The organism is Bacterioplanes sp. CLAM21 (assembly GCF_059641015.1).
Genome location: NZ_CM184929.1, coordinates 2,685,152 through 2,708,659, shown reverse-complemented (window position 1 = coordinate 2,708,659; position 23,508 = coordinate 2,685,152). Strand labels below are relative to the sequence as shown.

The following is a 23,508-nucleotide window of genomic DNA, read 5'->3' as shown; positions in this document are numbered from 1 at the left end:
GAACGAAATGCGTTTGTTCAAATCTGTTGAGTGGATTTTATTGCATCGATTGAGTCGCTATTCACGAGGGTGTTTGTCAGGCACTCTTCTTAATAGATGTATTGATATCAGATTCACCGAGCCTAGTTTGATTATTATGAGGCCTTTATTGTTGGCCAGTCTCTATTTGGTTTAAAAGAAGCACCAATCTCTGGCTTTCAGTTTGATCATTCATATTCGATGTTTGCACGGTTTTTGGCCGGCCCATTGTAAAATCAGTAAGGAAGTCATCTATGGCGAAGTCTTTTACGCCGCTTGTTCCCGCACAGAGGCAACTGCATGAGCTGACCCTCAAGGCACTGTTATTAGGTGCAGTGCTTTCCATGTTATTGGCAGCTGCCAATGCCTACATCGGTTTATTGGTCGGTTTGACGGTATCCGCTTCGATTCCTGCCGCAGCGGTGTCTATGGGGGTGCTTAGATTATTCCCACGCTCCAATATTCTTGAAAACAACATGGTACAAACGTCCGCTTCAGCGGGCGAGTCGCTGGTGGCGGGGATGATTTTTACCATACCGGCCCTGGTATTAATGGGGGCCTGGTCAGAGTATGAATATTGGCCGCTGGTCATTGTGGCTGCGCTCGGTGGTGTGTTAGGGGTGGCTTTTACCATTCCGTTGCGCCGTGCCTTAATTGTTGAAGCAAAGCTTAAGTTCCCTGAAGGTGTTGCCACCGCCGAAGTACTGAAAACAGGTGGCATTGAATCATCATCCGATAATCGACAACAGCAGGGTGAAGGCGCAAGTGGATTTAAAAAACTGTTGATGGCAGCGGGTCTGGGGGCGGTATTTAAAGCATTAGAATCTGGTGTTGGCGTTATTGCTGGTGGTGTTGCCAATGTGTCTGCCTGGTTTTCTGGTCGCTGGTTATTTATGGGGGATATAGCGTTATCACCCGCCTTAGTCGGGGTTGGCTATATTGTCGGGCTCAATATTGCTGTTTTAGTTTTTTTAGGTGGTGTTATTGGTACGCTGCTCGGCGTGCCTCTGAATTGGCTACTGAACGGTGATGCACTGATTCAGGCGGTTGGTATTCCGGCCGAGCTTGCCGCAACCGACTATAGCCTTGAACACTGGCAGGCCATTGCTGGAGAAGCTTGGTCTAATAACCGTCGAATCGGTGTGGGTGCCATGATTGTTGGTGGTATCTGGTCCTTGGTTGCCTTGTTTCGGCCAGTCGTAAAGGGTGTCAAAGCCAGTTTTGAGGCATACCGTGCTCTAGGGTCGGCCGAGGGTAAGGTGCTTCGCACCGAAATGGATACGCCCATTCCTTATGTGCTTGTTGTCACGTTAATCAGTTCGATACCACTGTTTTTTGTATTTTATAGCGGTTTAGCCGATTACCCTGATCGTTTTGGTATTTCGCTATTTATGACGTTGTTAATGTTGGTGTTTGGTTTTGTGTTTTCCTCAGTGGCGGGTTATATGGCTGGCCTGGTTGGATCATCAAATAATCCTATCTCGGGTGTTACCATCGCCACGGTCATTATTTCATCATTGATTTTATTACAGCTGATGGGCAATGACGGCATTGCCGCAAGGCTGGGTCCGGTAGCCGTTATTTACCTAGCAGCGTTGATTTGCTCGGCCGCCGCCATCGCTGGCGACAATATGCAAGACTTAAAGTGTGGGCACATCCTTGGTGCCACGCCGTGGCGCCAGCAGCTGTTTCAAGTAGTTGGCGTGCTGGCAGCAGCGCTAGTGATTCCATTGGTGTTGCAGATCCTTGATGCCGGTTACGGTATTGGTCGCCCCAGCCCTATGGGTACATCCAGCTCGTTTCTGTCCGCGCCCCAGGCAGGCTTAATGAAAGATCTTTCTACGGGCATTTTTGGCAGCGGTATTGAGTGGCAGTTTATCTATATCGGGTTTGCACTGGCGGTCGCGCTTATTATTTTGGACAAAATTCAAGAAAAGCGAGGCTCATCATTCCGCTTTCCGGTATTGGCCATTGCGATAGGCATTTACCTGCCGCTGGGCTTATCTGTGCCGATCTTTATCGGCGGCTTACTGGCGCATTATGTAAAAATCACCAGCCAAAATGAATCAGAGGCGGTTAAAAAGAATCGTGAAAATGCTGGTTTGCTGGTGGCATCGGGTTTGATTACTGGTGAAGCACTGATGGGTGTGTTGATTGCCGTGATCGCGGCCTTTGTGATGCCGCTGCCTTCTCCTATGGCGATTGCACCCTACTTGGGTCTTGCGGCGATGGCATTTGTAATCTGGTATCAATACCGTCAGTCGATGGTGAAACATCAGTACCAATCTAGCTAAGTCATGGCGCGAGCAGCTTTCGTTTTGGTCGCTGCTCGCGCTGATATCCACATGCTTTTAACTTGTTGGCGCTCAGATTAGCGCAAATAGTCACTCAAGGCTGTGGCGATTTGCTGATCTGTCCATTGCTCTATCTGCAGGATGGCGGTGTAGGGGTTACCCTGGATATTAAGGACTTTGCAGATGGCGGGTTCAGTTTTGAGGCCTGATTTCTTTAGTTCTATCACCGGCTGAGTAAAGGACTCTCCGGCAATGGCCGCTAAGCGTTTCATAATCTGAAAATGGCGATAGCCAAGCTGTTGTTGACTGGGGGTGGCGCACGCAAAAACCTCGAACAGGTGTTGGTTGAATTCAAATTCGACGACCACACGCTCGGGCGAATGTTTAAGTTTAAATTGCTGGTATGTTGCACAGCTCTGTGTGATTTCGGCAATAAAGTTAGCCTGGTTTTGGTAGCAGCAGATAATGTCAATATCGCTCGTTGGGGTATCTAGACTGACAAAAATAGTGCTGATCAGTTCAGGTTGATAAGCTGACAGTTTTACCAAAATACCAGATTGATCAACGGCTTGGTAGGCGGCGTTGGCTTTGTTGGTCATGCAGAATATATCTTGGTTAAGGCGGATTTCTCCGTTGTTGAATTTTTGCTTAGCCTAGTCGCAAACGAGTCTGTTGAACTAAGCGCGCTTTAAATAGCGCCAGCGCCGCCTGGCAAAACGTCTCATATTGGTAATGGTGTCGGTTTCATCCAGTATCGGGTGGCCTAAAATCGTCTCTAAGATATCTTCCATTGTGACCAGCCCTTGCCAGCTACCGTACTCGTCGTACACCAACAGCATTTGCTGGCGCTCGCGTAGCAGCAAGCCCATGGCTTGCTCGGCATTCATCTGATCGAGCACCACATGGGCTGGTTTTAGCAAGGTGCGGATTGTGCGTTCAGGATCTTTTTCATCTAGAAAAAGATCCTGGCGAAGTAAAATTCCAAGCGGCTCCTGATCATTGCCTAACACCGGAAAGCGCGAAAATGGCTGCTTACGACTAAATGCTTTTGCTGTTTGTATACTCTCACTGGGTGACAGTATGGTGCACACCGTGCGTGGTACCATGATGTCTTTGACCCGTATTTCGTGTAAGTCGATAATGTTGGCAATGGCGCGCTGTTCATCTTTATCGAGTTGGCCCATCTCTTCACCTAGGGTGGCCATGGCCTTAATTTCACCGCGAAAATCCGCCGTATGAGTGTGATCTCCAAGTGATCGCAGCAGTATGTCGGATAACCAGATAAAGGGCTTTAGCACGACAATCATGCTATTGAGCACGGGGGGCAAGATCGAAGAGAGTTGCCGCCAGTAGCGCGCTCCCAGGCTTTTCGGCACAATTTCTGACAGTACCAGTATCAGCAAGGTCATAACGGCTGAGGCAATACCGAGGTAAGTGTCGCCGTAGAGCTTGGTAACCTGAGCACCGACGCCCGCTGCCCCTATGGTATGGGCAATGGTGTTGAGGGTTAAGATGGCGGCGAGGGGTTGATCTATGGCGTCTTTTAATGCGGCCAAGCGCTGATGTAGCCTCGAATGCTCGTCTTTTAGTCCTGCGATATAACTCGGTGTTAAAGACAGCAGTGACGCTTCCAGCACGGAGCAGACAAAGGACACTGATATGGATAACAAGGCAAAGGCGATCAGTAAGGTCATAGCGCTGGGGTAATAAACATTGACCCTAAGCATACACCGGCTAGGACGTTTGTACCGTCAATAAGTGCAAAACAGCAATGATCGCCGATAGGAAAGCAATGTAAGAGTCGTTGCTATCAGAGCATCGATTAAAGCTGGCGCGAACGCCAGCTTTAATCAAAAGGCTTAAGCGTTAAAAGAAGCCCAATGGACTGGTGCTGTAACTGACCAGCATATTTTTGGTTTGCTGATAATGCTCCAGCGCTTTTTTGTGGGTCTCGCGGCCAATGCCGGATTTTTTATAGCCACCAAAAGCAGAGTGGGCCGGGTAGGCATGATAACAGTTGACCCAAACACGTCCGGCCTGAATGGCGCGGCCGGCCCGATAGGCGAGATTGGTATCTCGGGTCCAAACGCCAGCGCCTAAACCAAATTCAGTGTCATTGGCAATGGCAATGGCTTCGGCTTCATCGCGGAAGGTGGTGACACCAACGACCGGGCCAAAAATTTCTTCCTGGAACACTTTCATGTCGTTGCGGCCTTTTAACAGCGTTGGTTGCACGTAATAACCACGCTGTAAACTACCTCCCAGCTCTGCAGCATGACCACCGATCAGCACTTCAGCGCCTTCTTGGCGGCCAATATCCAGATAAGACATGATGCGCTCAAATTGCTCCTGTGAGGCTTGAGCACCGACTTGAGTGTCGGTATCTAACGGGTTGCCGCGCTTGATACGACCAGCACGCTCAACCACGAGGCCGATAAAGTCATCGTAAATGTCTTGTTGAATCAGTGCTCGTGATGGGCAGGTGCAGACTTCGCCTTGGTTGAAAAAGGCTAGTACTAGGCCTTCTACACACTTACTGAGGTAGTCGTCTTCATGGCGCATGATGTCGCCAAAATAGATATTGGGTGATTTGCCGCCCAGCTCCACCGTCGATGGAATTAACCGCTCAGCCGCACAACGTAAGATATGCTGGCCGACAGGCGTTGATCCGGTGAAAGCAATTTTGGCAATACGGTCACTGCTGGCCAACGCTTGACCGGCTTCTTCGCCCAAACCATTGACGACATTCACCACACCTGCGGGTATTAAATCGGCAATCAGCTGCATAAACAATAAAATTGATGCCGGTGTTTGCTCCGCCGGTTTTAATACCGTGCAGTTGCCGGCGGCCAAAGCAGGTGCTAGCTTCCAGGCGGCCATTAATAATGGAAAATTCCACGGAATAATTTGCCCAACAACGCCCAAAGGTTCGTGCACATGGTAGGTCACTGTGTGCTCATCGAGCTCCGCCATGGTGCCTTCTTGGGAGCGAATACAACCAGCGAAGTAACGAAAGTGATCGGCTGCCAGAGGAATGTCAGCAGCCAGGGTTTCGCGCACGGCTTTACCGTTATCCCAGGTTTCAGCCACCGCCAGCATTTCTAGATTTTGCTCAATACGATCGGCAATTTTTAGCAGAATATTGGAGCGTTCAGTGACGGATGTTTTGCCCCAGGCGGGTGCCGCGGCGTGGGCAGCGTCCAGTGCCAGCTCAATATCGGCGGCATCGGAGCGGGCCACCTGACAAAACACTTCGCCATTAATCGGGCTGATATTGTCCATATAGCGGCCGCTGCTGGGGGCCACCCATTGGCCGCCAATAAAATTGTCATAGCGTTCAGCAAAGTTGACGACGGCGCCGTTGGAACCAGGATTGGCGTAAATCATGGGATACGTCCTCTTATTGTTGTCAGTAGACTGCTGTTGGCAGTAAGTCGCATTGCGAGCACTACAGCCTACGTGGTGCACTATTGCCGTGCTTGTCCGTCAGTCCACAAATCTGGTCTGACGATCCAGTCCGGCACGGATTAGGGGCTCAGGCGTGGAGCCAACATCAATAGGAGGGGCTATGTCGTCATTGCAGGATGTTCGCAGCCGTCAGCCGCAGCAGCTGGTGGAAAACCGAAGTGTGTATTGTCGCCAGGATGTTGAGCTGTCCATCTACGATACCTATGCCAAGGCCAGTAACGTTGCCCTGCAGGCCGATGAAGTGCTGTATTGCGCCATGATTCAAGGGCGTAAGCAAATGCACGGCCCCCACGCTCGGCACAGTTTTTTGCCCCATGAATCTTATGTGCTGGCGCCGGGTCAGCAGGTGCTGATCGACTTTCCAGAGGCCAGCTTGGAGCAACCGACGATTTGCTTAACGGTGGCGGTGGAGGGCAGTAAGATTCAGCAGTTGTGTGAACGTTTAGATCAACAAACGCCTTTGCCTAAAGATCTGGGCCATTGGGGTGACGTACAGCCACGTACTTGGCACAGCCAGCATTCGACCGCCACGCAGCAATTACTGGAACGTATCGCCGGCAGTTTTTTACAGCCGGAAGACGATAATGATCTGGTATTGAGTTACGGCGTGGATGAGTTGCTGTGTCGCTTGCTGAGACAGCAAGGCAAGGAATTTTTGTTGGCTTGTAGTGCCCATGATCCAGAAAAAAATGCGCTGACAGCCAGTTTGCATTATTTGCAGCAGCATTTAGCCGAGCCATTAGATGTTGATGCCTTGTGCCGCATCAGTTGTATGTCGCGCAGTAAGTTTTATCAGCAGTTTCGACGGCTATTGGCGTGCTCGCCAAATGAATACTTGCAGCAGTTGCGACTGCAGCGGGCTTGTACCTTGTTGCAGCAAGGTCATGGTGTTACCCAAGCAGCTTTTGCTGTGGGTTTTCAAAGTGTCAGCCACTTTTCCAGACGCTTTCACCAGCTGCTAGGGGTTTCACCAAAGGCCTATCGCCAGCAGAGGATATCGCCTGCGGCCTAGCCACAGGCGATGGTGGCATTAGCTGCTGCGGGTAATGCCATGGTCGAGGGCATAGCGCACCAGACCAGCCGAGGTGGAGATATTCAGCTTCTGCTTGATTTTCATGCGGTGCGCTTCCACTGTGCGCACCGAAATATCCAGCTCACGGGCGATTTCTTTGTTGCCCATGCCTTCTGCCAGCAGTGCTAATACGTCTTCTTCGCGTGGGCTCAGAATGTCGTCATTCTGGTTACTGCGAATATTGCCAATGTCGCTGAACAAGGTTTTTGCAACGCTAGAGCTGAAGTAGGTGCCACCTTGATTAACGGTTTGTACCGCCAGTAGTAGCTCTTCAACGGACACGTCTTTTAACACGTAGCCAGCTGCACCGGCTTGAATCAGCTTAAGAATGTAATCTCTGTCATCGTGCATGGTGATGATCAGGATGCGAATATTCGGATGCTGGGCTTTAAACGCCTTGCACGCTTCCATGCCGTTCATAACCGGCATTGAGATATCCAGCATCACCACATCGGGCTGGTGCTCAGCCGCTGCGTCGAGTGCTTCCTGGCCATTGCTCACGGCAGCAACAACAGTGATATCGCCCTCGGCTTCGAGGCTGACTTTTAATCCTTCGCGGACCATTGGATGATCGTCCGCAATAATAATTTTTATGGATTTGCTCATGGTGACCTTCATTTTTCGGTGTCGCCCTCAATGGGCGAAGGGGGAGCCGCTTGCTGGCGTAGCACGGGCTCAGGGTTTAAATACAATACAGCGATGATCTGCGTGCCTTTGTGGGCCCAGCTGCGCACAGTCAGCTTACCGCCCAATAATTCAAGGCGCTCACGCATATTCATAATGCCGATGCCATCGGCGCTGTCGTCCGGGGTGAATCCGCAGCCGTTGTCCTGCATTTCGACTTCAATACGGTTCGGGTATGGGCGCACATCCAGCTGGAAGCGGCTGGCGCCAGCGTGCTTGCGCACGTTGGTAATGCCTTCCTGGATGAGGCGATATACCGTCATCTCTATGGCATCGGGTAAACGGGTATCGGGCAGGCGAATATAGCGTTTGACTTCAACATCGCCACTGCTGGCCAGGTCATCCAGTAAGGTATGCATGGCAGCTTCAAGCCCAAAATCGTCCAGCATGACCGGGCGCAGATTATGCGATACTCGGCGAACTTCCTGAATCGACTGGTTCAACATATCGATACCTCGCTCCAAATGGTCGCGTGCTGTATCGGAAGGCCATTGTTTGAAGGCCAAGTTTAACCGTAGTTTAGCGGACACTAGGATCTGATTGACACCATCGTGCAGCTCACGGGCAAATACCCGCCGTTGCATGACCTGAAATTCAACCGAGCGGTGGGCCAGTTCACGCAGACGCTCGTCAGCTTGTGAGGTGGCATGCACATTGATCAGCACCACAATGATGATCACCAGGGCTAGGGTAATCGCCAGCAACAAGGTCGCCACCAGGAAAGTCCGGCTGATATTGGAGTCAACGCGCTGCTCCAGCTCCAAAATTTCGGACTCTATGTCGTCAATGTAGAGGCCAGTGCCTAGCATCCAGTTCAGTTCTGGAATCAGCACCACATAAGCGAGCTTGTTTTTGACTTCATTGGCCGAGGGCTTATGCCAGGAGTAGCGATAAAAGCCGCCACCGTGATTGGCAATGGCCAGCAGATCTTGAATCACTGGCTGACCATTACGATCGCGAAAATCGATCATACGGGTGCCAATCAGGTTGTTGAGTGCCGGGTGCACCAAGTTCACACCTTGCTGGTCATAGGCAAAAAAGTAGCCATCCGGACCAAAGGTCATGCTTTCAATGATGCTTTTGATCTCATATTCCACCCGCGAGCGCTGCATACTGCCGTCAAGACCGGCCAGTATCGGCTTAATCGAGGTCATCGCCAGATTGACGTAGTCCTCTAGGGCACGGCGTTTGTTGGCCATCACGGTTTCTTCAAAAATCGCTACCTGACGTTCAGACAGCTCCTGCGACTGGCGCTGGGTAATCCAGGTCAGTGTCAGGGTGATGGCCACCAGCGGTAGGATGGTCAACATCAGTATTTTAGTTTTTAGCGTCAGATTCATAAGGCCCACACAGCGCAACGGCCAAGGCTAAGCCCTGGCCTGCAAGGTTAATCAACGAGTCCGTAAAATTCCGGGAACAGCAGAATCGAGATCACTACACCGACCTGCATGAGAATAAAGGGCACCACGCCACGGTAAATATCCATGGTTTGCACCCCAGGCGGTGCCACCCCTTTGAGATAAAACAGACTAAAGCCAAATGGCGGCGTTAAAAACGAGGTTTGCAAATTCATGGCAATCAAAATGGCAAACCATACCGGCGCAATATCTAAAGCAATGGCCGCTGGTGCCAACATCGGCACAATGATAAAGCTGATTTCAACAAAGTCGATGAAAAAGCCCAATACCAAGATGGCTACCATTGACAGAATCAAGAAGCCCATGGCGCCGCCTGGCAGGTTAGACAGCACTTCTTCTACTATGTAATCGCCGCCGGTGTAGCTAAAGGCCATGGAGAAAGCGGTAGCGCCGAGCAAGATGGCAAATACCATAGCGCTGATTTTGACCGTTTCCTGGGATGCCTGGTACAGCATTTTCCAGCTGAATTGGCCGTAGACCATGGACAATAATACCGCACCTACGCCACCCAGAGCCGAGGATTCCGTCGGTGTGGCGATACCGGCAAAAATGGACCCCAGCACGACTAGGATCAACGCCAACGGTGGCACGATGGCTTTTAGTGCGCGCAGGTAGTGCTCACGGCGATGTTCAATATCGTCATCGGCCGGAATGGCCGGGGCCGCTTCTGGCTTGAAGTAGCTGTACACCAGGATGTACACCACATAAATACCAATCAGTACAAAGCCTGGGCCGACCGCTGCCTGGAATAAATCTCCCACCGGAATGCCGAGTACATCGCCAAGAATAATCAGTACGATAGACGGAGGAATAATTTGTCCTAGCGTGCCTGAGGCGCAAATGGTGCCGCAAGCAAGGGATTTGTCGTAGTTGTATTTCAACATGACTGGCAATGAAATCAGGCCCATGGCGACCACGGAAGCGCCGACCACGCCGGTTGAGGCGGCCAATAACGCGCCGACCAGTACCGTCGATATGGCCAAACCACCACGAACACCGCCAAACAGCTTACCCATGGATTCCAGCAGTTGCTCCGCCAGGCGGGTCTTTTGCAGCACAATGCCCATAAAAATAAACAGCGGTACCGCCATTAGTACCACATTTTCCATAATGCTTTGGATGCGAAATGGCATAAAAGCAAACATGCTTGGGCCTTCAGCAATCAGGCCAAAAATCAATGCCACGCCGCCAAAGGTAAACGCCACTGGAAAGCCGAGCAACAGTGCCAGCAGGGCGACAAAAAACATCACTATGCCAATCATAAGGACGACTCATGCGGGTGGTTGTTGGAGTTTTGCTCAGGGTGTAACAGCTGATTCACACTGCTGACAATTAACCCAAGGCCAGCAATGGCGGTGGCAAAAAAGGCAAAAGGAATCACCGCTTTAATGATCCAGCGATAGGGCAGGCCACCTGGGTCACCAGAGGTTTCACCTAACTCAAAGGCCTCGTAAGAAAAGCCGACGCCGTAATAACCCACCAATAAACAAAACGGCAGCAATAGCACCAGGCCACCAAAAATATCGATCATGGCTTGTTTGCGGGCGGATAAACGTTCATAAATCAAATCGACCCGGACATGGCCGCCGGTGCGTAGGGTATAGGGCACCCCCAGCATGAACATGGTGGCAAATAAATGCCATTCCATTTCTTGCGAGCCGATCCACACCGCGTTAAACGCATAACGGGCGATCACGTTGATAAATACGTTGATCAGCATCAGTAAAAACAAAATTGAGGACAGCATCCCCAATACATCCGAAAAGCGGTTTATGATCCGCTCAGCTTGCTTCAGCATGACAAACTCCACTGCGACAGTGCCCACCTGCAGGGCAGGCACCCAGATTGAACATTACTGAGCAATGCTGTTCAGGTACGCCTTGTCGGAAATATCCGTCCAACGGCGAATGGTTTTCAGGTAATTGGCTTGGGATTCAAGAATTTCTTTGGCCAAAGGGTCTTCTTTGGCTTTTTCGGCCAGCAATTCTTCGTTGGCGCTGCGCAGGGCTGCCATTACGTCGTCTGGGAATGAGCGGATTTTCACGTCTGGATATTCGTTTTCGATGATTTCCAGATTTTTCGCTGACTCATGGTAGGAGTGAATGTACATATCATAGGCAGCGGTACGCATAGATACGCGCAAGATTTCTTGCAGGTCTTCGGGCAAACGATCCCATGAGCGCTTATTGATCATAAACTGCAGCTCAGTGGCCGGTTCATGCCAGCCGGTGTAGTAAAACGGTGCAATCTTGTGAAAGCCCATGCGCAAATCGAGAGAAGGGCCAACCCACTCTAGGGCATCGATGGTGCGTCGCTCCAGTGCGGTATAGAGTTCGCCGGCAGGAATGTTGGTTGGGCTGGCGCCCAGTTTGGCCAGTACTTCACCGGCAAAACCAGGAATGCGCATTTTCAGACCTTTAAGGTCATCCAGTGACTTAATTTCTTTTTGAAACCAGCCACCCATTTGGTTGCCGGTGTTACCACCCGGAAAGCTCAGCACGTTGTATTTGCCGTAGACTTTTTCCATCAACTCCATGCCACCGCCGTGGTAGAACCATGAATATTGCTCTGGAGCCGTCATGCCAAACGGCATGGTAGTGAAATACAAGGTGGCGGGTACTTTGCCCTTCCAATAATACGACGCTGAATGGCCCATGTCGTATTGCCCGGCACGAACCATATCAAACACACCCAGCGGTGCTTTGTGTTTGTTTTTAGAGTCGATGGTGATTTTTAATCGGCCATTCGACATTTTTTCAGCCATCGCCGCCATATTACGCGACGCATCACCAAAGATCGGGAAGTTGGTAGGCCAGGTTTCAGCCATTTTTAGGCGATAGACCTTTTCAGCGTGGGCTGGTGCCGTGACTGCCAGGGCGCACACAGACAGCGCCAACCAGCGCTTAAACTTATTCAGACTCATCATATTATCGTTATCCTTCTTTGTGGTAGAAGACCACCCGTCGACCAAAAGTGCGGGCAAGGTAACGGCAGTGTGCAATGGCTAGCGCGGCGGTCCTATTCGCAGGACTGCGGTTTACTAGGTATTTATTCTTAATGTCGATTGGTATTTTGACGCACTGGTGCGCGGTGCTTTTTCGTGCAGGAAAGGCCGCTGCCTGGGCTGAGCCCAAGTAATACCGGCCTTTACATGGATGACTGAGTGAGCGCGATTGCGCTGCTCATTAGTGATTAACGAACCAATACTTCTCCCAGAAAAGTAGTACTTTTTCCGGATATTTGGTGCGTCCGAGACTGCCGTTGTAGCGTGCCAGGGCGCGGATCCAATCGCCTTTCTCTTTGTCGAGGTAGTGCTTGAGTATGGTGCAGCCGTAGCGAAGGTTGGTGCGGGTGACCATTAGGTTGTCTCCCGGACGGCCGATTTCCTTCTTCCAAAACGGCATGATTTGCATATAGCCCTGGGCGCCGACGACGGAAATCGCAAAGCGCTGGAAGGCACTTTCGACATGGATAACTGACAGTACTAGCTCAGGTGATAAGCCCGCGCGGGTCGCTTCCTGGTGCAAGATACGTAAGAACTCCAGCCGTTTTTTGTCTTCGGGCATGTAGCGTTTTAAACGACTGGATACATCAACTAGCCAGACTTCGGCGTCAAAACGGTCACCAAAGCTGTCGGTGTTGGCGGCGGCTTCTTTTAAGGATTGGCGCAGTTCGGGGTCGATATGGCGTTGGGTTGTAGCGCTGCTGAGGGGCGCTATTAGCAGCCCGCTCAGCATTATCAGCAGTAATGGGGTTTTTAGCATTGTACCGTCTGGCGTAAATACTCGACGATGTCGTCGAGGGCGATGTCCTGGGTATCTCCAGAACGTCGTTGCTTATATTCAACGGTACCGGCTTCTAGCCCGCGGTCACTGATGACCAATCGGTGCGGAAAGCCCATCAGCTCCATGTCGGCAAACTTCACCCCGGGGCTGGTCTTTTTGTCACGATCATCGACATACACGTCCAGTCCGGCGTCTTTTAATGCCCGATACAGTGACTCTGTGGCCTGTTGAACTGCTTCGCTACGATGCAGATTCATCGGCACTATGCCAACATGGAAGGGCGCAATGGCATCTGGCCAAACAATGCCGTTGTCATCGTGGTTCTGCTCAATGGCAGCAGCGACAACACGGCTCACACCGATGCCATAGCAGCCCATCATCAGGGTTTGCGACTTGCCATTTTCATCCAATACGGTGGCATTCAGAGCTTCTGAATACTTACGTCCGAGTTGGAAAATATGGCCCACTTCGATACCGCGCTTAATCTCCAGTGTGCCTTGGCCGCAAGGGCTAGGATCACCGGCTTCAACATTGCGCAAATCCACCACCTCAGGCAGATCTGCGTCGCGCTGCCAGTTAAAGCCAGCAAAGTGTTTGCCGGCCTGGTTGGCACCGCAGTAAAAATCAGCCATGTGTGCCGCACTGCGATCAACATAGCAGCGTGCCGACAGGTTACGGGGGCCGGTGGAGCCTGGTACGCCACCGATGCCTTGTACATCTTCTTCACTGGCAAATTGCAGTGGAGACAGCACACCGGGTAGTTTTTCCGCCTTAATTTCATTGAGGCTATGATCACCACGCAGCAGCAATACCACAGGCTCGCCAGCTTCACCTTCTTCTGCGTCTTCAGCCTCGCTACAGCCGCGCACGACAATGGCTTTGAGCACCTGGTCCAGGCCGATGTTGAGCATCTTGGCGACATCTTCGACAGACGTCGCATCGCCGGTATCGACCAAGCTCAGCTCAGCAGCTGGTGCAGCACGCTCACCACTCGGTGCCAGTGCTTCGGCCAGTTCAACATTGGCGGCGTAATCGCTGGCATTGGAGAAGGCAATATCGTCTTCGCCGGATGACGCCAGTACATGGAACTCGTGCGAGTGAGCGCCGCCGATAGAGCCGGTGTCGGCCAGTACGGGTCTAAAGTCCAGTCCCAGGCGTTCAAAGATGCGGCTGTAAGCTTGGTGCATGCGATCGTACGTCTGTTGCAGGCTGTCGGCATTCAAGTGGAAAGAATAGGCGTCTTTCATTATGAATTCTCGCGACCGCATCACACCAAAGCGAGGCCGGGTTTCATCACGGAACTTGGTTTGAATCTGGTACAGGTTGACCGGAAGCTGCTTGTAGCTGCTGAGTTGATTGCGCGCCAGGTCGGTGATGACTTCTTCGTGGGTCGGGCCAACGCAGAAATCGCGGTTGTGGCGGTCTTTTAGGCGCAGCAACTCGCCGCCGTATTGGAACCAACGGCCGCTTTCTTGCCACAGTTCCGCCGGCTGCACCGCCGGCATCAGTACTTCTTGGGCACCGGCGTTATTCATTTCTTCCCGCACGATGGCTTCGACCTTACGCAAGGTACGAAGACCCAGCGGCAGCCAGGTGTAGAGGCCTGCGGCCAGCTTGCGGATCATACCGGCACGTAGCATTAACTGATGGCTGATAATGACTGCATCAGCAGGGGTTTCTTTTTCCGTAGCGAGGAGGAATTCGGTGGCGCGCATGAACCTGTTATTTCCTGTCAATCAATAAATAAACGACCGGCAGTGTATCGCCTGACGGCGACAGCGGCAATTGCAGGCGCGTTGGGTCGTTGAGCTGTTGTTAGTTTGCACTTTAAGATAAGGTGCAAAAGCCCTGAAGGTTGTTGCGTTTTTTAGTAAGGAGGCCGCTGTGCCGCACCCTGTATCCGAGTCGGCGTTAATCGTTAATGAGTCCTGCTTGCGCAATCAGGCACCGATTGCTGACGTACTCAGCGATGAGTTGCCAGAATCGGCGCTGGTGTTGGAGTTGGCCAGTGGTTCTGGTCAGCATGGCGCTTATGTGACCGGCAAGTTGCCTGCGGTAAGGTGGCAGCCCTCAGAGTTGGCTGGCCAATTGCAGTCAATTAACGCTTGGCGCCAGCGCTGTGGTCACAGCAACTATTTACCGCCCCTGACCCTCGATGTGACGCAAGACTTATGGCCCGTCAAACAGGTAGATGCAGTTTTTGCTGCCAATCTGGTGCATTTTGTCGGCTGGCCCCAGGTTCGCAGCATGATGACGGGCATTGGCCGGGTATTGCGCCGGGCTGGCTTGGCGTTCTTTTATGGCCCCTTTAACTATGCCGGCCAGTTCACCAGTGAAGGCAATCAGCAGCTGGATGCCTGGCTTAGACAACGTGACCCAGAGTCGGGTATTAAGGATTTTGAACAAGTTATCTTAGCGGCGCGTAAAGAAAAGCTGCGGCTGCTAAAAGACATCGCCATGCCTGCGAATAATCGTATGTTGGTGCTGCAAAAGTACTGACCTGTCTATTGTCAAATGCAGCGCCTAAGCCACTGGCGCTGGCTATATTGGTGGTATGCCCACTTTAGCCAGAAGCCTGCATCATGGCCGATCGTCAGACCAATCCCGTCCCCAGTCAGCCGCTTTCTGTTCCTACCTTGATGGCGCGCAGCCTAATAGATTACAACCCAGAGTTGCCACTGTTGGTGTTGGCGTTTGGGCAGCAAGCCATGCCCGACGGATTACAGCAGCAATTAGAAACAGCAGGTTTTGCTGTGAAGGTGGTCGAGTCGACCTCACATTTGTTGGTGCATAAAGACAATAATGCCTGCGCACTGCTGGTCAATCTGGATGGCATGAGTGATAAGCAACGCCAGCGTATGCAGCAACTGGCCGGGCAAGATGGGCAGCTGCCGGTGGTGGCGTTTAGCTCAGATAACCAATTGGCCGAACGTTTGGCTGCGATTCGTATGGGGGCGGTGGCCTTTCATCCAACGCCGATTGTCGCCGATCAGGTGTTGCATGAGTTAACTGTGCTGACAGAGCGCTACCAAGCAGATCCATACCAAATTCTCATTATTGAAGATCAAACCTGTGTGGCCGGGTTCTATGCATCAACTCTGGAACAGGCAGGGTTTGAGGTGAAAATTATCTCTCAGCCAATGACGGATTTAATGCCGTATCTTAATAATCATACTCCCGATTTGATTTTATTAGACCTGTATTTGCCCCAGGTAACTGGCCAGGAACTGGCGGGTGTGATTCGACAGCAGGAAAATCTCATCAGCGTGCCGATTGTATTTTTGTCCAGTGAAATGAGCCCAAAAAAACAAATGCAGGCCATGTGCACTGGCGGAGATGTGTTTTTGTCCAAACCCGTGCAGGCAGAAGACCTGTTAGTCACGGTTGAATCAAGAGTGCGACGTGGGCGGGCGGTGCGCGACTTGGTGACGATAGATCCACTAACAGGAGCTGTGAATCGGCGTGAAATATTGCGTCGATTAGCGGAAGAATTAAAACGTGGGAGGCGTTTTGGTAGCGAGTTTTGTATCGCTATGGTCGACTTGGATCATTTTAAAAAAATCAACGATAAATACGGGCATGCGGCGGGTGATCAGGTGATTCGCCACTGTGCCATGATGCTGAATCGCCAGTTACAAGACAGTGATGTGGTTGGTCGCTTGGGCGGCGAAGAGTTTCTGTTGTTACTGCCGCAAGCTTCACTAACACAAGCTTTAGAGACCTTAACACAAGCCGCTGTTGCGATAGCAGCCGAAATGCCGTTACCGTCACTGCGTTATACGTTTTCGGCCGGTATTACGCATAATCAACCCGCTGACCGGCTTGAAGAAATAGTGAACCGCGCAGATGAATTAATGTATCAGGCGAAACGAAAAGGCAGAAATGCCATAGTGTGCGATGCGGATTCTGACTGCCATTAATCATCGCCATGATGGGATTATGGTTTAACAACTTGCTTACTGTGACTGTATGCGAATGACTCGAATAAGCACAGTAAGCGAGTGGCGTTACAGTTTACACAAACCAGGATCCATAGAATCGATCCAGGCTTTAATTAACGCGTTGCCTTCTTGATGGATCACGGCACGGCCTAAGGGTGGCATGGCATCGCCTGCCTCTGTGGTGTGCATACGCTGATACAGCAATGAGTTGTCGGCGTTGCCAGGTACGATAATAATGGCCGATTCTCCAGCCCCTGATACCGCCACTGCACATGCACCATGATATTGCTCGTTGCCTTGCCAGGGTGTGTTCCAATCTGCTCTAAAGGCGGTGTTACTGGCTTGACCTTGCTTGCGATGGCAATGACCGCAGTTGATATCCAGCCAGGCTTTGCTGGTATCTTGCAACAGCTGCGCCGAGGCTGTGATGTCCGCCAAAGCTCTTTGGTCGCTAAATTCTGGTGTGGCATCTATATCCTGGCTGGAGTCAGGTAGACCCTCCAAAATCCCCTCAGATAACCACCGTTGCAATTGATTTTCAGGGCCTTGGCCATAATCAAAGTCGGAATTTAAATACCGTGCTTTGGGGCCAATAGGGCTAAAAATGGCGGGTGTCGGGTCGATGCCATCGACGGCGTCGTCATCGCCATTGGGATTAAATTGATGGCAGGTGGTACAAGAATTTTGATTGGGCACGGCGTAATTAAAACTTAATGAGCTGTCTAAATGTTTTAATTCATCAATCACAATACTTTCGCCGGTTAAGTCCCAGTTGGCTTTGGTGCCTTCGGCATTCCAAACATACGGCCTGGCAATCCAACCAGCTTCGCGCTTAATTAATAGGCGCGTTTCCAATAAACGTTCCTGTTCAAAACCACGCTGATCGGTGTTTTTGGGCATGGTAAAGGTTTTAGCGATGACACTGCCAACGGGAAATTCAAAGGTTTCACTCGGGTGGTATTTGACTTTGCTATTGGGTGGAATAAAGACGAAGCGGTATTTGGAGGCGTAATCGGTAAATAAGGGCACCGATAGATCGTACGCTAGCCCACGGGCATTAGGATTTTGGGTTGGGTCACAGGGGTTCTCAAATAATTGGTATTCAGCCAGGGTAGCGGCATTGCCTTGTAATAAGGCTTGCCACTGAATGTCCTGGCTACTGGCGCGGCAGTCGTTATTGGTATTGGGGGTAGAAGGGGTGTCTACTTCATTGCCAGCGGAAGATCCGCCCGATGAGCCGCCACAGGCGCTCAGCCACAGGGCATTGGCCAGCAGTAAGCCAAGGGCGCGATTGGATAAATGGGTCATAACGATGTCTCAACGGCTAGGCCAGCCCTTGCTGGCCGAGTGAATACAGCTCCCGTGCCGCTGGCACGGGATCCAAAGTAGCGCTAGAGCTGACAGGACGGATCGTCGCTGTCGTCCGCACCGCAGCCATAGGTGTGTTGATCGAAGGTCACGGTGGCCACCGCACCTTTAAAGGGTTCCGCCGGGCACGCCAAGGTGCCGTAGGGGTCGCTCATGATGCGCCCGACCATGCTGGTGTCCATGCCATATTGTTGGATCTTGGCTTGTGGGCTGCCGTTAGCGTCAAAGGTGTTGGCGCCAGCGCTGGTTTCAAATACTGAGGCCGCAAACAGGCTTTGATCATCAATACCATTGTTTTGCTGGCACACACCGTCGCCGTTGTAGTTGGCAAACAAGGCCAGATCAATTTGCAGCCCTTTGCTTTCCAGGCCGTTAGCGTCTAGTGCTGCGGCGACCTGATTAATGCCGCCCGCAACGGCTTGCAAAATGGTTTCTCCAGCGCCACCAGGGTTGGGTGTGTTGGTCAGCAACTCGCCAATGCCGTCGTATAAAATGTGCGGTACCGTTGTTTGGCCGCTGGCGATATCAGGGTAAAAACCATGGAATAGCTGGTAGCCATTAATAATGTCAGCAATTAGAGAACCTTGTGGATTATCAATGCCGGCTGCCACGCTGATGACATTGTCATGGATATGAATATTGCGCACCAGTGGGCTCCAACCGTCGAGCAGGGCATTGGCGTAAGGGTGGATATCGCCATAGCTGTTGACTGGGCTGGTGGCGTCGTTGCCATCTGCGCCGCCAACATCGCTGTTGGGAGCTGAGGCAACTTGATCATCCGGCAATAAATAAGACGCCAGGGCAATGGAGGTGGTTTGGTGATCTTTAATGGTGTTGTTGTAAATCTCGACGTCCGAGGTGGACAAAATAATCACCCCAGTACCGGGCGGAACTATGTGCACTCCGCCGGCAAAGTCGCCAACATTGGCAAAGTTAGGCGCATTGTTGTTTTCCACCAGATTATCAAACACCCGAACGCCCGAGCCGTATTTACCGTTGCCGATGGGTAAATCGAAAACCAAAATACCACCGGTGTTGTCGTTGGCGCGATTGCCGTAAACATCGGCAGCGGTGGAGTTTTCTATTTCGATGCCGGCGACATTTTTTTCTGCCACATTGTTACGCACCACAATTTTGTCCGACTGGCCGACATAAATACCGGCGTCGGCGGAGCCTTTTACGTAACTGTCTTCAATTAATACATTGCTGGTTTCGACTGGATACAGTCCATAAGCGCCATTGGTAGATTGGTAGTCGGTTTCCCAGACAGCGGCCATGCGGCGCATGATGACACCATTGGATTTAGTCACTTTTAAGGCATTGTTGTTGGACTCGTATACACCGAAGTCTTCAAAAATAAGATGGTCGGTGTTGTTAAACAAAAAACCATCGGCGCTGGCGCCACTGACATCAATGATGGTTTTGTCCATGCCGGCACCGCGGAAGGTCAAATGGCTGACGCTGGTATTGTCGACTTTGCCGTTAAACTCGATGGTGCTCGAAAACTGATAGCGGCCCTGTGGCAAAACAAAGGTGTCGCCTGTTTCTGCCATGGCCAGAGCGGCAATTAACTGGTCTTGTACACTGGCGTCGCTGAGGTCACTGTCTGAACCAATGCAAATGACACGCGCGCCTTCGGTGTCGTCGCTGCTGCAGTTAAACGCTTTGCTTAATGTGTCATTATCATTACTGCTGTTACTGTCGTCACTGCCACAGCCCGTGAGGGCGGTGAAAGCAATGGCCAAGGCCAATAAGGTCGGTCTGCTGGGGGGATACACGAGCTGCTTCATGGAGTACCTGCCTGATGCGTTGTCCGTTAAGGCTGTCCTTGTCGGAGTTGTTATTGTTGGTTTGTCCAGGACTGCTGATTCAGCGCCTGTAAAGCTCACTGCTTTGCAGGTGTGTTCAGCAAGCCCTAGTGATAAACGCTGAGCCATCCTGGCTGGGAATAATCAAACGGCATCTTGCAAAAGCGGTAAAAACAAATCACTTGGTAATACTTGTTGAATGCTGTGCAAAGTCTGAAATGTCTAGTGATGACGGGGCCTGCAGGCTATCCTCTGGTGGCTGTGCAAATGCTGAATTATAGCGATTGCATAGATTGTGCTCGCGAAAGAGGGTGGGGGTTGTGTCGTGACAGCGGCGAAATGCGCGGTTAAATGAGCTCATGCTGCGATAGCCAACATCCAGTGCAATATTGGAAATGGGCGTATCCGCTTCGCTGGCCAACCGCCTGGCGGCTTCACCAATACGTAGCGCATTGATGTACTCATTAAAGTTGCTAAATCCGAGTTGCTGATTGATGGCTGCCCGCAGTCGATATTCTGGCAAACGCAGCTGTTGTGCCAAATCTTTGAGTGTCAGGCCTTCTTGGCGATAAAAGCCATTATCCATGCACTGCTGCAACTTGTTTAAATCATCGTCTTGCTGCCGTTGCTCTGGGCTTGGGCTGGTAGTGGACGGGTCATCGCTGTTGTTGGTGTTGACGAGTTGAGGACGCCATAGTTCTCGGCGCCCTTGTAACAAGCACCAGCTGATCACCACAATCGAGATAATCATGGCGATTTGACGCGACTCAGTACCGGCTAGGCGCAGATTAAAAGAGACAATCGACCAGCCGACGGCAACGCCGGTCGCCAACATGACACCACCACGCAGACGACGGCGTGCCTCCATTAAATCGCCGTTCCAATGACTGATAACTTCCCATAGGCCCAGCACAATCAATACATATTCCAGTCCTTGGGGGATTTGCTTGAGCACGAATAAGGCGCCTTCTGGCTCGCCTGCCAATAAAAACAGCAGCGGTCCTAGCACGCTATACAGGGCTACAGTCCAATGCCAGCGGCGATCGGCATCGCTGTCGACAAAGGCAAAACGACAGGCAATCCAAAAACAAGCAGGGGCCGCACTTTGCACGATAAATGACCAGGGGTGCCAGACGGGTGGCAAGGCGTTGTGAAACATATGCAGTGCCGCGATAAACAGTAAAGCGGCAAAGGCTCTGGCAGAGGCTGCACCGCGAAAGTCTCGGCTTAGAACCAGTAATACAGGCAAAATCAGGCCGCTTCCAAAGGCGGCCAACAGCAGTTCAGTCTGGCTCGGCATGGCTCTCATCTTGTGTTGTTATTGTTGCCTTCATAGTTAGTGAGTGAGGGGGGAAAGGCAAGGGTCGCTGACGGCCACAACTGCCTATATGGGCGTGGCGGTAGGCACCATGGGGGATTTCTGGGACAATGAGCGGCCTTGTTGATCATTATTAGTTTTATTCATGAAAACTGCTGCACCGCATCTGAATTCGTATTATCCCTACTGGGCCGAGTGTTACGGCACTGCGCCGTTTTTGCCTATGTCTCGGGCCGAAATGGACGAGCTGGGCTGGGATAGTTGCGACATTATCCTGGTAACGGGCGATGCCTATGTTGACCATCCCAGTTTTGGCATGGCGGTGATGGGGCGAGTGTTGGAAGCACAGGGTTTTCGTGTGGGTATTATCGCGCAGCCGGATTGGAATGATCCTAAAGCCTTTACCGAGCTGGGCAAGCCGAATCTCTATTTTGGCGTAACTGCCGGCAATATGGATTCAATGATCAACCGCTACACCGCGGATCTTAAGGTTCGTAACGACGATGCTTACACCCCCCATGGTGAGCCTGGCAAGCGTCCTGATCGTGCCGTCATTGTGTATTCACAAAAGTGTCGTCAAGCCTATAAAGAAGTGCCCATTGTTATTGGTGGTATCGAGGCCAGCCTGCGCCGTATCGCTCAATACGACTATTGGAGTGATCAGGTTCGCCGCTCGGTGCTGATTGACTCGGGTGCCGATGTATTGCTGTACGGCAATGCTGAGCGTGCCATTGTTGAGCTGACCCATGCGTTATCACAAGGGCGCCAGGTGAGTGATTTGACGGATTTGCGCGGCACTACTCTGGTGCGCGCCGCAACGCCTGCCGGTTGGACCGAGATTGACTCGACCCGTATCGACTGGCCAGGGCAGATTGATGTCATTCCCAATCCGTATGACATGAAAGAAACCGATGGAACCAGCTGCGAGCAAAAAAAAGCCGACGACAGCGATGACGTGATGCCGGTGAAAATTGTGCCTATGCCGTTGCAGCGCAAAGTGGACCATGATCCGGACAAAACCGTTGTGCGTTTGCCGTCGTTTGAAAAGGTGCGCAATGACAGTGCTTTGTATGCCCATGCGTCACGGGTGTTGCATCAGGAATCGAATCCTTACAATGCACGTCCCCTGGTTCAGCGTCATGGGCAGCAAGAAATTTGGGTCAATCCGCCGCCGATTCCACTAGAAACCGACGAGATGGACAGCGTGTTTGGTCTGCCTTATCAGCGGGTACCGCATCCAAGCTACGGCGATGCCCGCATTCCGGCCTACGAGATGATTCGTTTCTCCGTCAATATCATGCGTGGCTGTTTTGGTGGTTGCACCTTCTGCTCTATTACCGAGCACGAAGGACGAATTATTCAAAGCCGTTCGCAGCAGTCGGTGCTGAGCGAAATCGAAGAAATACGCGATAAAGTACCGGGCTTTACCGGCACCATATCGGATTTGGGTGGGCCGACGGCCAACATGTACCACCTCAAGTGTAAAAGCGATGAAATTCTAAAAAATTGTCGGCGCTTATCCTGCGTATACCCAGGTATTTGCAAAAACCTTGAGACCAGTCATAAAGCCACTACTGAGTTGTATCGGGCTGCGCGGGCATTGCCAGGTGTTAAGCGCATCGCCATTGCCTCGGGGCTACGTTACGACCTGGCCGTTAAAGATCCCGAATATGTGCGTGAGTTGGTGACTCACCATGTGGGTGGCTATTTAAAAATTGCGCCGGAGCATACTGAACAAAATGTGCTCAGCAAGATGATGAAGCCGGGCATGGGCACCTACGATGCGTTTAAGAAAATGTTTGATAAATTTTCGCGCGAGGCCGGTAAAGAGCAATATTTGATTCCGTATTTTATTGCTGCTCACCCGGGCACTGAAAACGAAGACATGATGAATTTAGCGCTGTGGTTAAAGCGCAATAAATTCCGCGTTGATCAGGTGCAAACCTTTTACCCATCGCCTATGGCGTTGGCGACGGCCATGTATCATTCAGAGCGTAACCCGCTGCAACGCATGAGTTATAAGAGCAAAAAATTGGCCATTCCTCGGGATATTCAGGATCGTCGTTTGCAAAAGGCGTTTTTGCGTTATCACGACGAAAAAAACTGGCCCATGCTGCGCGAAGAACTCAAAAAAATGGGCCGTAGTGATTTGATCGGTAGTGGCCCTCAGGCGCTGATTCCTGCTGAAGATGCTCCGAACTCTCGTCACAGGCGCCCAGGCTTTAAGCCGGGCCAGGGTTCTAAACATGTCCAGGGGGCAAAAAAGCGTCGTTAGTGGCCGTGGCTGTTAATGGCTATAGCAGCGAGGGCCGATGAATGACTCGGATCTCGCAC

At 51.5% G+C, this 23,508-nt stretch carries 18 protein-coding genes; 5 read left to right on the top strand and 13 right to left on the bottom strand.

Annotated features, from left to right (window positions below; translation table 11 throughout):
- Nucleotides 1-272: 272 nt before the first annotated feature.
- Nucleotides 273-2,312, top strand: coding sequence for an OPT family oligopeptide transporter (locus tag AC55FS_RS12340; protein WP_496932557.1), 2,040 nt, complete (start codon nt 273-275; stop codon nt 2,310-2,312).
- A 77-nt stretch (nt 2,313-2,389) separates the two neighbouring features.
- On the opposite strand, the gene AC55FS_RS12335 is transcribed toward AC55FS_RS12340, so the two are convergent.
- From AC55FS_RS12335 to exaC, 3 genes are all read right to left on the bottom strand, one after another.
- On the bottom strand, nt 2,390-2,911 hold the full coding sequence (locus tag AC55FS_RS12335) for a DUF4269 domain-containing protein (protein ID WP_496932556.1): 522 nt from the start codon (nt 2,909-2,911) through the stop codon (nt 2,390-2,392).
- Nucleotides 2,912-2,989: 78 nt separating this feature from the next.
- The gene (locus AC55FS_RS12330) at nt 2,990-4,039 is read right to left on the bottom strand and encodes a CNNM domain-containing protein (RefSeq protein ID WP_496932555.1); all 1,050 of its coding nucleotides are present in this window, start codon (nt 4,037-4,039) and stop codon (nt 2,990-2,992) included.
- A gap of 139 nt (nt 4,040-4,178) precedes the next feature.
- Nucleotides 4,179-5,699, bottom strand: coding sequence for an acetaldehyde dehydrogenase ExaC (exaC, locus tag AC55FS_RS12325; RefSeq protein ID WP_496932554.1), 1,521 nt, complete (start codon nt 5,697-5,699; stop codon nt 4,179-4,181).
- A gap of 181 nt (nt 5,700-5,880) precedes the next feature.
- Between exaC and AC55FS_RS12320 the strand changes: the two genes are divergently transcribed.
- Complete coding sequence (locus tag AC55FS_RS12320; RefSeq protein WP_496932553.1) at nt 5,881-6,792, top strand: AraC family transcriptional regulator; 912 nt, start codon at nt 5,881-5,883, stop codon at nt 6,790-6,792.
- Nucleotides 6,793-6,810: 18 nt separating this feature from the next.
- On the opposite strand, the gene AC55FS_RS12315 is transcribed toward AC55FS_RS12320, so the two are convergent.
- The 7 genes from AC55FS_RS12315 to AC55FS_RS12285 all read right to left on the bottom strand — a co-directional run bounded on the left by AC55FS_RS12315 (nt 6,811) and on the right by AC55FS_RS12285 (nt 14,454).
- Nucleotides 6,811-7,458: a response regulator transcription factor gene (locus tag AC55FS_RS12315; RefSeq protein WP_496932552.1), complete on the bottom strand. Its 648-nt coding sequence runs from the start codon at nt 7,456-7,458 to the stop codon at nt 6,811-6,813.
- 8 nt (nt 7,459-7,466) lie between these two features.
- The gene (locus AC55FS_RS12310) at nt 7,467-8,876 is read right to left on the bottom strand and encodes a cache domain-containing protein (RefSeq protein WP_496932551.1); all 1,410 of its coding nucleotides are present in this window, start codon (nt 8,874-8,876) and stop codon (nt 7,467-7,469) included.
- A 47-nt stretch (nt 8,877-8,923) separates the two neighbouring features.
- Nucleotides 8,924-10,216 (bottom strand): TRAP transporter large permease, encoded by a 1,293-nt coding sequence (locus AC55FS_RS12305; RefSeq protein ID WP_496932550.1) that lies wholly within the window; start codon nt 10,214-10,216, stop codon nt 8,924-8,926.
- Complete coding sequence (locus AC55FS_RS12300) at nt 10,213-10,752, bottom strand: TRAP transporter small permease subunit (RefSeq protein ID WP_496932549.1); 540 nt, start codon at nt 10,750-10,752, stop codon at nt 10,213-10,215. The genes AC55FS_RS12305 and AC55FS_RS12300 overlap by 4 nt, the downstream gene beginning before the upstream one ends.
- Nucleotides 10,753-10,806: 54 nt before the next feature.
- Nucleotides 10,807-11,880, bottom strand: a complete 1,074-nt coding sequence (locus AC55FS_RS12295; RefSeq protein ID WP_496932548.1) for a TRAP transporter substrate-binding protein — start codon at nt 11,878-11,880, stop codon at nt 10,807-10,809.
- 259 nt (nt 11,881-12,139) lie between these two features.
- The gene (locus AC55FS_RS12290) at nt 12,140-12,718 is read right to left on the bottom strand and encodes a lytic transglycosylase domain-containing protein (RefSeq protein ID WP_496932547.1); all 579 of its coding nucleotides are present in this window, start codon (nt 12,716-12,718) and stop codon (nt 12,140-12,142) included.
- Entirely contained in the window at nt 12,712-14,454 is a 1,743-nt protein-coding gene (locus AC55FS_RS12285; protein WP_496932546.1) for a proline--tRNA ligase, read from the bottom strand. Before AC55FS_RS12285 ends, AC55FS_RS12290 begins: the two co-directional genes overlap by 7 nt.
- Nucleotides 14,455-14,623: 169 nt before the next feature.
- On the opposite strand from AC55FS_RS12285, the gene AC55FS_RS12280 reads away from it, so the two are divergent.
- Both AC55FS_RS12280 and AC55FS_RS12275 read left to right on the top strand, forming a co-directional pair.
- Complete coding sequence (locus AC55FS_RS12280) at nt 14,624-15,238, top strand: DUF938 domain-containing protein (protein WP_496932545.1); 615 nt, start codon at nt 14,624-14,626, stop codon at nt 15,236-15,238.
- An 83-nt stretch (nt 15,239-15,321) separates the two neighbouring features.
- Complete coding sequence (locus AC55FS_RS12275) at nt 15,322-16,659, top strand: diguanylate cyclase (RefSeq protein WP_496932544.1); 1,338 nt, start codon at nt 15,322-15,324, stop codon at nt 16,657-16,659.
- 87 nt (nt 16,660-16,746) lie between these two features.
- Here the strand turns inward: AC55FS_RS12275 and AC55FS_RS12270 are convergent, their stop codons facing one another.
- The 3 genes from AC55FS_RS12270 to AC55FS_RS12260 all read right to left on the bottom strand — a co-directional run bounded on the left by AC55FS_RS12270 (nt 16,747) and on the right by AC55FS_RS12260 (nt 21,156).
- On the bottom strand, nt 16,747-17,988 hold the full coding sequence (locus AC55FS_RS12270) for an SO2930 family diheme c-type cytochrome (RefSeq protein ID WP_496932543.1): 1,242 nt from the start codon (nt 17,986-17,988) through the stop codon (nt 16,747-16,749).
- 83 nt (nt 17,989-18,071) lie between these two features.
- Nucleotides 18,072-19,838, bottom strand: a complete 1,767-nt coding sequence (locus tag AC55FS_RS12265; protein WP_496932542.1) for a parallel beta-helix domain-containing protein — start codon at nt 19,836-19,838, stop codon at nt 18,072-18,074.
- Nucleotides 19,839-20,034: 196 nt separating this feature from the next.
- A complete protein-coding gene (locus AC55FS_RS12260; protein WP_496932541.1) occupies nt 20,035-21,156 on the bottom strand; it encodes an AraC family transcriptional regulator in 1,122 nt (373 codons plus the stop codon).
- A gap of 163 nt (nt 21,157-21,319) precedes the next feature.
- Here AC55FS_RS12260 and AC55FS_RS12255 point away from each other — a divergent pair, with 163 nt between their 5' ends.
- A complete protein-coding gene (locus AC55FS_RS12255) occupies nt 21,320-23,449 on the top strand; it encodes a YgiQ family radical SAM protein (protein WP_496932540.1) in 2,130 nt (709 codons plus the stop codon).
- Nucleotides 23,450-23,508: the final 59 nt, after the last annotated feature.